The organism is Microbacterium sp. CnD16-F (genome assembly GCF_024124465.1).
GTDB lineage: Bacteria > Actinomycetota > Actinomycetes > Actinomycetales > Microbacteriaceae > Microbacterium > Microbacterium gawkjiense.
The window spans coordinates 65,018-77,884 of sequence record NZ_JAMXSA010000001.1; the positions used below are offsets into that span (position 1 = coordinate 65,018).

Annotated in this window: 14 protein-coding genes and 1 tRNA gene; 6 read left to right on the forward strand and 9 right to left on the reverse strand. The window is 70.7% G+C overall.

The annotated features are described in order from the left end of the window. Positions 1-4 precede the first annotated feature (4 nt). The gene (locus NH287_RS00330) at positions 5-985 is read left to right on the forward strand and encodes a HAMP domain-containing sensor histidine kinase (protein WP_253034000.1); all 981 of its coding nucleotides are present in this window, start codon (positions 5-7) and stop codon (positions 983-985) included. Continuing rightward, a complete protein-coding gene (locus tag NH287_RS00335) occupies positions 982-1,638 on the forward strand; it encodes a response regulator transcription factor (RefSeq protein WP_253034001.1) in 657 nt (218 codons plus the stop codon). Before NH287_RS00330 ends, NH287_RS00335 begins: the two co-directional genes overlap by 4 nt. Before the next feature lie 60 nt (positions 1,639-1,698). Here the strand turns inward: NH287_RS00335 and NH287_RS00340 are convergent, their stop codons facing one another. The 3 genes from NH287_RS00340 to NH287_RS00350 all read right to left on the reverse strand — a co-directional run bounded on the left by NH287_RS00340 (position 1,699) and on the right by NH287_RS00350 (position 5,201). Further along, entirely contained in the window at positions 1,699-3,054 is a 1,356-nt protein-coding gene (locus NH287_RS00340; protein WP_253034002.1) for a PhoH family protein, read from the reverse strand. Positions 3,055-3,232: 178 nt separating this feature from the next. Next, the gene (locus NH287_RS00345; RefSeq protein ID WP_253034003.1) at positions 3,233-4,381 is read right to left on the reverse strand and encodes an aminotransferase class V-fold PLP-dependent enzyme; all 1,149 of its coding nucleotides are present in this window, start codon (positions 4,379-4,381) and stop codon (positions 3,233-3,235) included. A 34-nt stretch (positions 4,382-4,415) separates the two neighbouring features. Continuing rightward, positions 4,416-5,201: an isoprenyl transferase gene (locus tag NH287_RS00350; RefSeq protein WP_253034004.1), complete on the reverse strand. Its 786-nt coding sequence runs from the start codon at positions 5,199-5,201 to the stop codon at positions 4,416-4,418. A 119-nt stretch (positions 5,202-5,320) separates the two neighbouring features. Between NH287_RS00350 and NH287_RS00355 the strand changes: the two genes are divergently transcribed. Further along, positions 5,321-6,025, forward strand: a complete 705-nt coding sequence (locus NH287_RS00355) for a hemolysin III family protein (RefSeq protein ID WP_253034047.1) — start codon at positions 5,321-5,323, stop codon at positions 6,023-6,025. On the opposite strand, the gene NH287_RS00360 is transcribed toward NH287_RS00355, so the two are convergent. After that, on the reverse strand, positions 5,997-6,284 hold the full coding sequence (locus NH287_RS00360) for a hypothetical protein (protein ID WP_064001756.1): 288 nt from the start codon (positions 6,282-6,284) through the stop codon (positions 5,997-5,999). The two genes, NH287_RS00355 and NH287_RS00360, sit on opposite strands and share 29 nt — an antisense overlap. Positions 6,285-6,344: 60 nt before the next feature. Between NH287_RS00360 and NH287_RS00365 the strand changes: the two genes are divergently transcribed. Both NH287_RS00365 and greA read left to right on the forward strand, forming a co-directional pair. Beyond that, positions 6,345-6,749 carry a DUF4307 domain-containing protein gene (locus NH287_RS00365; RefSeq protein ID WP_253034005.1) on the forward strand — a complete coding sequence of 135 codons (405 nt, stop codon included), beginning with the start codon at positions 6,345-6,347 and terminating at the stop codon, positions 6,747-6,749. Positions 6,750-6,820: 71 nt separating this feature from the next. Continuing rightward, positions 6,821-7,300, forward strand: coding sequence for a transcription elongation factor GreA (greA, locus tag NH287_RS00370; protein ID WP_064001754.1), 480 nt, complete (start codon positions 6,821-6,823; stop codon positions 7,298-7,300). Between the two features lie 36 nt (positions 7,301-7,336). Here the strand turns inward: greA and ilvA are convergent, their stop codons facing one another. From ilvA to NH287_RS00385, 3 genes are read right to left on the reverse strand one after another with little or no spacing between them, the layout of a single operon-like run. After that, a complete protein-coding gene (gene ilvA, locus NH287_RS00375; protein ID WP_253034006.1) occupies positions 7,337-8,584 on the reverse strand; it encodes a threonine ammonia-lyase in 1,248 nt (415 codons plus the stop codon). Continuing rightward, positions 8,581-9,768: an AI-2E family transporter gene (locus NH287_RS00380; protein ID WP_253034007.1), complete on the reverse strand. Its 1,188-nt coding sequence runs from the start codon at positions 9,766-9,768 to the stop codon at positions 8,581-8,583. The genes ilvA and NH287_RS00380 overlap by 4 nt, the downstream gene beginning before the upstream one ends. Before the next feature lie 40 nt (positions 9,769-9,808). After that, a complete protein-coding gene (locus NH287_RS00385) occupies positions 9,809-10,375 on the reverse strand; it encodes a LemA family protein (RefSeq protein ID WP_064001751.1) in 567 nt (188 codons plus the stop codon). Positions 10,376-10,487: 112 nt separating this feature from the next. Between NH287_RS00385 and NH287_RS00390 the strand changes: the two genes are divergently transcribed. Continuing rightward, on the forward strand, positions 10,488-11,327 hold the full coding sequence (locus NH287_RS00390) for a hypothetical protein (RefSeq protein ID WP_253034008.1): 840 nt from the start codon (positions 10,488-10,490) through the stop codon (positions 11,325-11,327). On the opposite strand, the gene NH287_RS00395 is transcribed toward NH287_RS00390, so the two are convergent. Continuing rightward, a tRNA-Leu gene (locus NH287_RS00395) sits at positions 11,298-11,370 on the reverse strand. The two genes, NH287_RS00390 and NH287_RS00395, sit on opposite strands and share 30 nt — an antisense overlap. A 77-nt stretch (positions 11,371-11,447) precedes the next feature. Beyond that, a complete protein-coding gene (locus tag NH287_RS00400; protein WP_253034009.1) occupies positions 11,448-12,842 on the reverse strand; it encodes an FAD-dependent oxidoreductase in 1,395 nt (464 codons plus the stop codon). Positions 12,843-12,867 lie beyond the last annotated feature (25 nt).

Consider the following 12,867-nt stretch of genomic DNA (forward strand, 5'->3'; position numbering starts at 1 on the left):
GAGCGTGAACAGCGCCGCCGCACCACCGCGACAGGGCACGCCGGGACTCGGGATCCTTCTCGCGGTCGCCGCGGCGGGCCTCGTCGGCGTGGGTGCGGCGGCGTTCGTGGTCGTCCTGCTCACCGCCCCGCAGGCAGCCGGCTGGACCGCGCTCGTGTGGGGCGCGACCGCCGTCCCCGCCCTTGCGGGCGTCGGCGTCGTGGGCTGGGCCGTGCTCGAACGGCGGGGCGCGGCATCCCTCCCCTCGGGTGACACGGTCGAGGGGGCGTTCGAGAACCAGCGACGCCTGCTCGACGACGTGCGTCACGAGCTGAAGACGCCCATCACGATCGTGCGCGGTCACCTCGAGATGATGGATGCCGCCGACCCCGACGACGTCGAGGCGATCCGCTCCCTCGGGATGGCGGAGCTGGATCGCATGACACGCCTCATCGGCGACATCGACGTGCTGGCCGCGGTCGAGGGCGGGCAGGTGTCGACGGGGGACGTCGACCTGGCCGCCCTCACGCAGCGGGTCTTCGAGATGGTCGGGGTCATCGGCGATCACGCGTGGCGCGTCGAGCAGTGCGCGGACGGGGTCATCCGCGCCGACGGCGACCGCCTGCTGCAGGCGTGGCTGCAGCTGGCCGACAACGCGACCAAGTACTCCCCCGCCGGCACCGCGATCGAGATCGGCAGCGCCGTTCACGCCGGCGGCGCGCAGCTCTGGGTGCGCGATCACGGCCCCGGCATCCCCCCGGCCGTCCGTCACCGCATCTTCCGCCGCTTCGACCGCGGCACCGGCAAGCGCCACGTCGGCGGTTCCGGACTGGGACTCGCGATCGTCGATGCGATCGCGAAGGCGCACGGCGGGCACTGCGCCGTGGCGGACACCCCCGGCGGCGGTGCTACGTTCACCCTGGAGATCCCGACCGGCACCCGGGGCGCCCTGCCGTCCCCGATCCGCGCCGGCGACGTCCTCCTGCAGCGAGAGGCCACTGAATGACCCGCATCCTGATCGTCGACGACGAACCGCACATCGTCTCGCTCGTCTCGCGCGCCGTGCACGCCGAGGGCTACGAGGCCGTGGGAGCCGACGACGGCCCCGAAGCCCTCGAGATCGCGCTGGCGGGCGAGGTCGACCTCATCGTCCTCGACGTCGGGCTGCCGACGATGGACGGTTTCGACGTCCTCCGCGAGCTGCGCGGCTCGGGCGACACGACACCGGTGATCATGCTGACGGCCCGCAGCGGCACGAGCGACACGATCGAGGGGTTGGATGCCGGGGCCAGCGACTACGTCCCCAAGCCGTTCGCGGTCGCCGAGCTCATGGCGCGCGTCCGCTCGCGCCTGCGCGACAGCGCCGCGAGCGCGCCGACCACCCTGACGCGCGGCGGCGTGATGCTCGACATCCTCGGCCGGCGGGCCACCGTCGACGGACGGGACGTCGAGCTGTCGTCCCGCGAGTTCGCCCTCGCCGAGCAGTTCCTGCGCAACCCCGGCGACGTCCTCACGCGCGAGGTGCTGCTGAGCCGTGTCTGGGGTCTCGACTTCGACCCGGGCTCGAACGTCGTCGACGTCTACGTGCGCTACCTCCGTGCGAAGCTCGGGGCCGACCACATCGTGACGGTCCGGGGCGAGGGCTACCGCTGGGAGTGAGCGACGGACACGGCGACGCCCCCGGCCGATCTGTCGGGGGCGTCGCCGGTACGGACGGGGTCAGCTCAGCTCGCCGGCCTCCAACAGGTCGGTGACGAGTGCGGCGATCGCCGAGCGCTCCGACCGCACGAGGGTCACGTGGCCGAACAGGTCGTGGCCCTTGAGGGTCTCGATGACCGACGCGATGCCGTCGTGACGGCCGACCCGCAGGTTGTCGCGCTGCCCCACGTCGTGGGTGAGGACGACGCGCGAGTTCTGGCCGATGCGGCTGAGGACCGTCAGCAGGACGTTGCGCTCGAGCGACTGGGCCTCGTCGACGATGACGAACGCATCGTGGAGCGACCGACCGCGGATGTGCGTGAGCGGCATGACCTCGAGCATCCCCCGCGCCACGACCTCTTCGAGGACGTTGCCGGTGACGACGGACCCGAGGGTGTCGAACACCGCCTGCCCCCACGGGTTCATCTTCTCCTGCTGGTCGCCGGGCAGGTAACCGAGCTCCTGACCGCCCACCGCGAACAGCGGCCGGAAGACGATGATCTTCTTCTGCTGCTGCTTCTCGAGCACCGATTCCAGTCCCGCGCACAGGGCGAGGGCCGACTTGCCGGTACCCGCTCGGCCGCCCAGCGAGACGATCCCGACCTCCGGGTCGAGCAGGAGGTCGATCGCGATGCGCTGCTCGGCGGAACGCCCGTGCAAGCCGAAGACGTCGCGATCCCCCCGGACGAGGCGGTAGGAGCCGTCGCCGGTGACCCGGCCGAGGGCGGAGCCGCGCTCGGAGTGGATGACGAGACCGGTGTTGACGGGGAGCCCGCGCACGTCCTCGCTGACACCCACCTCGCTGTCGTAGAGGTCGCTGACCTCGTCGCCCGACAGGTCGATCGAGGCGATACCGGTCCATCCCGAGTCGACGGCCTGTTCGGCCAGGTACTCCTCGGCGTGCAGACCGAGCGAGGCGGCCTTCACCCGCATCGGGAGGTCCTTCGAGACGACCGTGACCGCCTGACCCTCCTGGCTCAGGTGCATCGCGACGGAGAGGATGCGGGTGTCGTTGTCGCCCAGCCGCATCCCCGCGGGGAGGACGGTGGGGTCGGTGTTCGTGAGCTCCACGCGGAGCGTCCCGCCGGCGCCGACCGGCACGGGGAAGTCGAGTCGGCCGTGTTCGACCCGCAACTCGTCGAGGTGGCGGAGAGCCTGGCGGGCGAAGTAGCCGATCTCGGGATCGTGACGCTTGCGCTCGAGCTCCGTGACGACGACGACCGGCAGCACGACGGAATGCTCGGCGAAGCGGAACAGCGCGCGCGGATCGCTCAGCAGGACGGAGGTGTCCAGCACGTACGTGCGGAGATCCTGGTCCTGGGCCGCGTCCGCGGTCCCGTCCTGGTGCTGCTGCTTCTCAGGTGCTCGTGTGGCCACAACCCACTCCCGCCCCGGGTGGAACCCACCCGGCAGTCACGAGTCGACCTGGGGTCACGAGTCGTGAGAGGCCGACTCGAACAGGCGCTTTGCCCGTTGGGATGAACGTAGGCGCCCCGAGCGACACGGCGGCGCCGCGACACGCCGCCGGATGTGTCGGATGCGTGAACTCTCCGTGTCAGCCGAGCAGCGGCAGCACGGCGGCGGGCGGGGAGACGATCGGACCCGACTGGGAGGCGGCGAGAGCGCCCTCGAGGAGGTCGAAGGCGGCGTCGGAGGTGCCGGCGTGCGGGGAGACCCGGATGAGCCCGTCCCGCACGGTCGCGATGACACCCGCGTTGGCGAGTTCGGCGGCGATGACCCCCGCGCGCCCCGGCTCGGGGGCCAACGCCACGATCCCGGCGTGCCGGTCGCGATCGGTGAGGACCGGGATGCCGTGCGCGTCCGCGATCGCCATGACCCGTCGCGCGTTCTCGGCGACGAGCCCCGCGACGGCCGGGATGCCGGCATCCGTCATCTCGCGCAGGGCGGCGCTCAGGCGACCCGCCGCCTGCGGGTCCGGACGCGAGACGGCGTAGGCGGCGGCGCCCGCCCTGGGCGGACCCACCTCGAGGTCGCCGAGTTCCGCGTCGGTGCCGGCGACACCCGCGAGCACCGGGGCGATGCGTTCCCGGGCGCGGGCCGAGAACCGCGCGAAGCCCGTCCCGCGGCCGGCGCGGACCCACTTGTACCCGTGCCCGGCGACGACGTCGGCCGCCGCCCAGTCGACGTCGACGACGCCGAACCCCTGGATCGCGTCGACGATGAGCAGTCGGTCGCCCACGACCTCCCTCAGGGCGGGCAGGTCGGCGAGGTACCCGGTCCGGTAGTCGACGAGGCTGACGGCCACCGCCGTGACCTCGTCGGTGAGCGCGTCGCGCACGGCGTCGGGGGTCACGCTCGCGATCGCGGGATCGAGCTCGCGGACCGTGAGGGCGCCCCGGATGTCGGCGGCGCGGCGGGCCGCGACGGGGATCGACGGGTACTCGTTCGGCGAGAGGACGACCGTCCCCGACAGGCCGAACATCGCGTGGAACAGGGCGTCCGTCGTGGACGGCGCGAGGGTGACCTCATCGACGTCCGCCGCGAGCACCTCGGCCACGAGCGCGCGGGCCTCGTCGACATGGCCGGCGATGAGGTGGATGCCGGACGGACGGCCGGTGGCCGAAGCCTCCTCGTCGGCACGCGCTTCCTCCCGCACCGCGGCCGACGGGGGCCCGAAGGAGGCCCAGTTGAGGTAGCCGGGTTCGACGTCGAAACCGGACAGGTAGGACTCGAGATCGCTCACCGACCGATTTTCCCACGGATGCCGGGGGTGCGCCTCAGCTGCCGAAGCGCCGATCGCGGTCGCCGAAGTCGCGGATCGCGCGCAGGAAGTCGACCTCGCGGAGGTCGGGCCCCAGGGCTTCGACGAAGTAGAACTCGCTGTGCGCCGACTGCCAGAGCAGGAAGTCGCTGAGCCGCTGCTCGCCGGAGGTCCGGATGACGAGATCGGGATCGGGCTGCCCGCCGGTGTAGAGGTGCTCGCCGATCTGTTCGGGTGTCAGGCTCTCGGCGAGCTCCTCGAGGGAGCCGCCCTTCTCCTGATGCTTCGAGATGATGCTGCGGACGGCATCCACGATCTCGCCGCGCCCGCCGTACCCGACGGCGAGGTTGACGTGCAGGCCGGTGTTCTCGCGGGTGCGATCCTCCGCCGTCCGGAGACCGTCCGCCAGTACGGGCGGCAGCACCTCGGCGCGTCCGACGTGCTTGACCCGCCAGCCCGGCTCGTGCGAGAGCGTCTCGGCGAGGTCCGCGATGATCTCGATCAGATCGGTGAGCTCCTGCGAATCCCGTTTGACGAGGTTGTCGGTGGAGAGCAGGTACAGCGAGACGACCTGGATGCCGAGCTCGTCGCACCAGCGGAGGAACTCGTGCATCTTGGCGGCGCCCGCGCGATGGCCGTGCGAGACGGTGGTGTACCCGAGCTGACGCGCCCACCGACGGTTGCCGTCGATCATCATCGCGACGTGATGCGGCACGGTGCCCGCGTCGATCTCCCGACGCAGCCTCGAGCTGTACAGGCGGTACAGCAGACCCCGTCCTTGAGTCGAGGAGGCGCGGGTCACACGGCTACGCTACTCCGGCCCGCCGATCGCGGTGAGCAGGGGCGCGTATTCAGCCTCGCGCATGGCGGCGAGCGTAGGCTCGTCGCGTGACCCGAAACGATGCCGACGGCGGCGCCGAGATGCCTCAGCTCCCCCTCCTCGAAGCCGGTGCGGTCGATGCCCGGGTGGAGGTCCGACCGACCTGGCGCGGCTGGATCCACGCCGGAACCTTCCCCGTCGCGATCGCCGCGGGCGTGGTCCTGATCGCGCTCGCGCAGGGGGCTCCGGCGAAGTGGGCGGCGGCCGTGTTCATGGTCACGTCGCTTCTGCTGTTCGGCAATTCGGCGCTGTACCACCGGTTCGATTGGGGGCCGCGGACCAAAGTCGTCCTCAAGCGCATCGACCACGCGAACATCCTGCTGCTGATCGCGGGCACGTACACGCCGATCGCGACGCTCGCCCTCGCCCCCGGGCAGGGCACGCTGCTGCTCGTCCTGGTGTGGTCGGGTGCCCTTCTCGGCATCCTCTTCCGGGTGTTCTGGATCCACGCGCCCCGCTGGCTCTACGTCGCCCTCTACCTGCTGCTCGGCTGGGCCGCCGTCATGTACCTCGGCGACCTGCTGCGGGCGAGCGTGGCGATGATGGTGCTCGTGATCGTCGGTGGCTTGCTCTACACCGGCGGCGCGGTCGTGTACGCGATGAAGCGCCCGAACCCGTGGCCGGGGCACTTCGGGTTCCACGAGATCTTCCACGTCTGCACGGTGCTCGCGTTCCTGTGCCACTGGAGCGCGTGCCTGTTGATCTCGCTGGAGCCCCTCAGCCCTTCGCTGGGTCTTCCGGGCTGACGTCGCCCGGCGCGGCGCCGGGGTCGTCCCCGGGGCCCTCGCCGCGTGCGGCCGCTTCCTCCGCGTCGAGCATCTCGTTGACGTCGGAGCGGTACTGCGCACGACGGATGCGGCGGAGCATGTCGATCGCGAGGAGCACGATGACCACGGCCACGATCGCGATCGCGATGAACCCGGCGACACCGGGGGTCACCGCCTCCGGCGGGGGCGTCGTCGGGGTGGGACTCGGCGAGACGGCGAGCCATCGCAGATCCGGCATGTGACCTCATTCCTCAGCCAGAGCGAATAGCCTGGAATCCCAGCCTAGAACGGATGCCGCATGACCCTGACCGACGTCGACCGAAAGCTGGCGGATCGGTACGGCCGCACGCGTTCCGCGGCGTCGCGTCGGTGGACCTGGGTGGTCATCGGGGTCATCGCTGTCGCCGCGACGGGGCTGCTGGGGTGGACGACCGTCTCGAACGCCGTCAACTCCGTCGACGCCGACACGACGGGCTTCACCCTCGTCGACGACCGCACCGTCGAGGTCCGCGTGCAGGTGACCGTGAATCCCGGCACGGCGGTCGCCTGCTCGCTGGAGGCGCAGGACGCCGAGCACGGGATCGTCGGCTTCTCAGTCGTGGAGGTCCCGGCATCCGAGGATCACTCCCGCATCATCACGGAGCGGATCCCGACCACCGCGCGCCCCACCACGGGTTTTGTCCGCTCCTGCTGGATCATCTAAGCTGAAGGTTCTCGCGCCCCGGTGACTTGCCGGGGCGTTTGGCTTACCCATCGACCGCACCGGGAGATCACGTGTCCGAGACGTTCCTGACCCAGGAGGCCTACGACCGCCTCGCCGCCGAGCTCGAGGAGCTCTCGACGACGGGCCGCGAGGAGATCGCCAAGCGCATCGAGGCCGCCCGCGAAGAGGGCGACCTCAAGGAGAACGGCGGCTACCACGCGGCCAAGGACGAGCAGGGCAAGCAGGAGGCCCGCATCCGGACCCTCCAGCAGCTGCTGAAGGACGCCAAGGTCGGCGTCGCCCCCGAGTCCGACGGCACCGTACAGTCGGGCACCGTCGTCACCGCGATCGTCGCCGGCGGCGAAGAGGTGTTCCTGCTCGGCAACCGCGAGATCGGCGCGAACAGCGAGCTCGACGTCTACAGCGAGGCCTCCCCCCTGGGCGAGGCCATCATGGGCCTGCGCGAAGGCGAGAAGACGAGCTACACCGCTCCCAACGGGCGCGAGATCACCGTCGAGGTCGTCAAGGTCGAGACCTACTCGGGTCAGTGACGCGGGCGGGTCGATGACCCGGGTGCGCCGGCACGCTCAGTTCGGGACGACCGTCGGGGCGTAGCCGGCGTCCTGCAGGATCGCGAGGACCTGCGCGCGGTGCTCCTCGCCGCGCGTCTCGACGCTCAGCTGCAGGATGACCTCGCTGATCTGCAGTCCCTGTCCGTGGCGGGTGTGCAGGACCTCGATGACGTTCGCCCCGACCACCGACAGCAGCTCCGACACCCGCGCCAGCTGACCGGGACGGTCGGGCAGCGGGATCTGCAGCGTCATGTACCGTCCGGATGCCGCGAGCCCGTGCGCGACGACGCGCTGCAGCAGCAGCGGGTCGATGTTGCCGCCCGAGAGGATCGCCGCCGTGGGACCCGACGCGGTCACCTTGCCGGTGAGGATCGCGGCGACACCCACGGCGCCGGCGGGCTCGACGACCTGCTTCGCGCGTTCGATGAGCACGAGGATCGCCCGCGCGATGTCGTCGTCGCTGACGGTGACGACCTCGTCGATGAGGTCGCGGATGATGTCGAACGGGATCGCGCCGGGCCGCTTGACGGCGATGCCGTCGGCGATGGTCGGCGAGGTGTGCTCGGCGTCGATCGGGCGCCCCGCGAGGAGCGAGCCGGGGTAGCCCGCGGAGTTCTCGGCCTGCACACCGATGATGCGGATCGCGCGACCCTCCGCCGCGGCGCGGGCCTTCGCGGCGGCGGCGACTCCCGCCGCCAGTCCCCCGCCGCCGATGCCGACGACGATGGTCTCCAGGCCCGGGATCTCGTCCATGAGCTCGAGCCCGAGGGTGCCCTGGCCGATGATGATGTCGTGGTTGTCGTAGGGCGGGATGAAGACCGCACCGGTCCGCTCGGCGAACTCCTGCGCGAGGCGGAGCGGGGTCTCGACCGTCGCGCCCTCGAGGATGACGTCGGCGCCGTACCCCCGCGTGGCGAGGAGCTTGGGGACGGGGACGCCGAGCGGCATGAAGATCGTCGCGGGGATGCCGAGGGTCTGCGCACCGAGTGCGACACCCTGCGCGTGGTTCCCCGCTGAGGCCGCGACGACGCCGCGCGAGCGCTCCTCCGCCGTCAGGCGCGACAGCCGGTAGGTCGCCCCGCGGATCTTGAACGACCCGGTGCGCTGCAGGTTCTCGAGCTTGAGGTGCACGGGCGCGCCCAGCACGCCCGAGAGGAACTCCGAGTCCTCGACGGGCGTCCGCGAGACGACGCCGGCGAGTTCGGTCGCGGCGGTCTCGAACTCGGCCAGGGTCGGGGCGGCGATCTTCGCCTGATCGGTCACGCGGTCATCCTCCTGCGTCGCGGCACGGTACTCCAGATGAGGTCGTCGGGACCGGGGTCCACCGGTTGCTCCCACCCGCGCCGCGAGAGGTAGAGCCAGACGACGTTGAAGAAGGCGGCCAGCGGCACGGCGAACACCGCGCCGGCGATCCCCGCGACCATCGCCCCGCCGGCGACGGCGAGCACGACCGCGAGCGGGTGCACCTTGACCGCCGAGCCCATGAGCAGCGGCTGCAGGACGTGGCCTTCCAGCTGCTGCACGCCGAGGACGATGACGAGCATCCACAGGGCGATCCAGGGTCCGTTGTAGACGAGGGCGAGGAACACGGCCAGGGCGCCTGTCAGGACCGCGCCGACGAACGGCACGAAGGCGCCCAGGAAGACGAGCACGCCGATGGGGGCCGCCAGCGGCACCCCGAGGAGCGCGGCACCGAGCCCGATGCCGATGGCGTCGATCGTCGCGACCAGGAGCTGGGTCCGCGCGTAGTTGATGACCGTGCGCCATCCCGCCCGGCCGGCCCCGTCGACCGCGGCGCGGGCGCGCGTCGGGAATAGCCGTACCGTCCACCGCCAGATCCCGCCGCCGTCCGCGAGGGTGCAGATGAGGATGAAGAGCGTCAGCAGGATGCCGGTGGCGACGTGGCCGAGGGTAGAGCCGATGGCGAGGGCCCCCGACCACAGCAGCTGGGCCTGCTCCTGAAGGATGCCGAAGGCCTGCCGCACGGCGTCGTCGATCTGCCCGCCCGTCAGATGCAGCGGGCCCTCGATGAGGTAGTCGCGGAACTGGGCGATGCCCTGGACGGTGCGGTCTCGGACGGATGCGGCATCCCGCGTGATCTGCCAGATGGCGATCCACAGCAACCCGACGACGACGGCGATGGTCAACAGCAGGGTGAGGATCAGGGCGAGCCAGCGCGGCAACCGCCGCTGCAGCAGCCACGAGAACAACGGCCACACGAGGGCTGTGATGAGGATCGCCGCCAGCAGCGGGATGATGAGCAGGCGCAGCTGGATGACGATCCACACGAGCACCGCGATCGCCGCGGCGAGGACGAGGAAACGCCAGGCGTAGGCGGTCGCGATCTTGAGACCCCGCGGAACCGTCTGGGACACCTCGGTGGAGACGGTGCGCGCGCGGAGCGCGTCGAAGAACCCGTTCCGGTGCTTGTCGTCGGTGCCGCTCACTGGGCCATCCTAGGACGTGCGCCCCGGGCGACGCGGCGCGTCAGAACTGGATCCGCGGCGGCTCGGCGATCGCCGCGCCGTCGACCACCTCGAAGAACTCCCGCTCGCCGAATCCGAGCCGCCGGGCGAAGAGGTTGTTCGGGAAGACCTTGATCTTCGTGTTCAGCTCGCGGACGCCGCCGTTGTAGAACCGGCGGGACGCCTGGATCTTGTCCTCGGTGTCGACCACGGCCTGCTGCAGCTGCAGGAAGTTCTGGCTCGCCTGGAGCTGCGGGTAGGCCTCGGCGACCGCGAACAGCGACTTCAGCGCCTGCTGCATGTGGCCTTCGGCGACGCCCGCATCGGCGGGGGTGGTCGCGGTCAGGGTCTCGGCACGCGCCTGAGTGACGTTCTCGAAGACCGCCTTCTCGTGCGCGGCGTAGCCCTTGACGGTCTCGATCAGGTTGGGCAAGAGGTCCGCGCGGCGCTTGAGCTGCACCGTGATGTCGCTCCACGCCTCATCGACCCGCACGTTCAGGGCGACGAGCGAGTTGTAGGTGGCCCAGAGGTAGACGCCGACGATGACGAGGAGGGCGACGACGACGAGGACCGGGATGAGGATTTCCATGAGTCTCCGATCGATAGCCTGATCATCCTAACGAGGCCGACCCGGTGGATGCGGGCGCCCGGCCGCACTTCCCAGGCGTTGCACACGGGGTGCGACTTGTAGTGTCGGTGGGGTGACGGGTCTGCGCACGCATCGGTACCTCCGACTCGCCCTCGTCGGCATCGTCGTGGCCCTGGCGGCATCCGTCCTCATCGAGCTGATACGCAGCGGCGGGCAGCCCCTCCCGTCCATCAGCGACTACTACTACTCCCCCGCGGGCGGCGTCTTCGTCGGCGCGCTGACCGCTGCCGGCGTCGCACTGCTGGTCCTCTCTGGCCGCGACACGGAGTCCATGCTCCTCGACATCGCCGCTGTGTTCGCCCCGCTGATCGCCATCGTCCCCACCGGCTACCGCGGTGAGCCGTCCGTCCCGTCGGAGGTCCTGCCCACCGTCCGGAACGGGGTCGGCGTGTACCTGACGATGGTGACGATCCTCGTCGCCCTGGGCATCGTCCTGGCGGCACGCGGGGACCTGGCCTGGCGACGGGTGGCGATCGTCGGAGGCACCGCGTCCGCGGTCGTCATCGCTCTCGCGACCCTCGCATTCGCCCCGGGCCCTGCGGCTGTGTTCCCGTTTCCCGGTGGAATCAACCTTCACCTGGTCGCCACGGTCTGCTTCTTCGCGATGTTCGCGGCGATCCCCTGGGTGACGTCCTTCGGCGAGGATCCCCCTGCGGCGGGATATCGCCGCGTCTACCTCGCGGTGTCCATCGTCATCGCGGCGGCCCTCGTCACGACGGTCGGCGCGGCGATCGCGAACCCGGACACGGTGGGCGTGCTGATCGGCGAAGCGGTCGCCCTGGGCGCGTTCGCCGTGTACTGGACCGCGCAGACCATCGAACGATGGGGGGATGCAGATCCGCCCAGCATCGTGCCGGCGTCGTACCCCCGCTGGGACTCGAACCCAGACTGAAGCGATTTTAAGTCGCCTGCCTCTGCCATTGGGCTACGGGGGCCTCCCGTCAGCGTATCCCCGACACGACGCGACCCCCGCCGGCCGAGGCCGGAACGGGGGTCGCGGGAACGCTGTCGGTCAGCTCGCGGCGACCTTGCCGGTCTTCTCCGCGGCGACCGTCTTCGGGTCGATCGCGGGGGTCTCGGGGGCGGCCGGACGCGGACGCGCAGCGAACTCCTCGAAGACGTACCGGGGGTTCTGCAGCGTCTCCATCGAGACGTTGTCGCGGCCGAGCCAGAAGTTCTGCCACCAGTCGCCGACGACGCGGAACTTGCGCTCGAAGGTCGGCATGGCGAGACCGTGGTAACCGCGGTGCGCGATCCAGGCGAAGAAGCCCTTGATGGCGATCTTGCCGGACTGGAAGACGCCGTTGTAGAGGCCGAGCCCGGCGACCGCGCCGAGGTTCTTGTGGAAGTACTCCTTGGGCTCCTCGCCCCGGAGGACGGCCACGATGTTCTTCGCGAGCAGCTTGCCCTGACGAACCGCGTGCTGGGCGTTCGGGACGCAGAACCCGCCGACACCGCCGCCGGAGAGGTCCGGGACGGCGGAGACATCACCGGCGGCCCAGGCGCCCTCGACGACCTCCTCGGGCGTGCCCACCCGCAGGTCGGCGCGCGTGCGCAGACGGCCCCGCTCCTCGACGGGCAGGTCGCTGCCGCGGACGACGGTGGGGTTCGCCATGACACCGGCGGTCCAGATGATCACATCGGTCGGGATGACCTGGCCCGTCGAGAGCTCGACATTCCCATCGACGGCGCCCTTGACCTGGGTGTCGAGGTGGACGTTGGCGCCGCGCTTGGCGAGGTCCTTGAGGACCCACTCGCTCGTCTTGAGCGACACCTCGGGCATGATGCGCCCCATCGCCTCGATGAGGTGGAAGTGCGTCTCCTCGAACGAGATCGTCGGGTAGTCCTTCAGCAGCGCACTCGCGAAGGCGCGCGTCTCGGCGAACACCTCGATGCCGGCGAAGCCACCGCCGACGACGACGACGGTCAGCAGACGGTCGCGCTCCGGCCCGGGAGGCAGGTTCGCGGCCCGGTCGAAGTTCGTGAGGATGCGGTCGCGGATCGCGACGGCCTCTTCGATCGTCTTCAGGCCGATCGCGTTCTCGGCGATGCCGGGGATCGGGAAGGTGCGCGAAACGGCGCCGGCGGTCACGACGATCTGGTCGTACTGCTCCTGCCACGGCTCGCCGACCTCGGGCGTGATCGTCGCCGTCTTGCTGGCGTGGTCGATGCCGGTGACCTTGGCGATGACGATGCGCGTGCGCTTCAGGTGGCGACGCAGACCGACCACGACGTGGCGGGCCTCGATGCCGCCCGCCGCGACCTCGGGGAGGAACGGCTGGTACGTCATGTACGGGAGCGGGTCGACGATCGTGACCTCGGCCTCACCCTTGCGGAGGTGCTTCTCGAGCTTCCACGCAGTGTAGAAACCGGCGTAGCCGCCTCCGACGACCAGGATCTTGGGCACAGTGGTAGTCACAGTCGGAAGAACT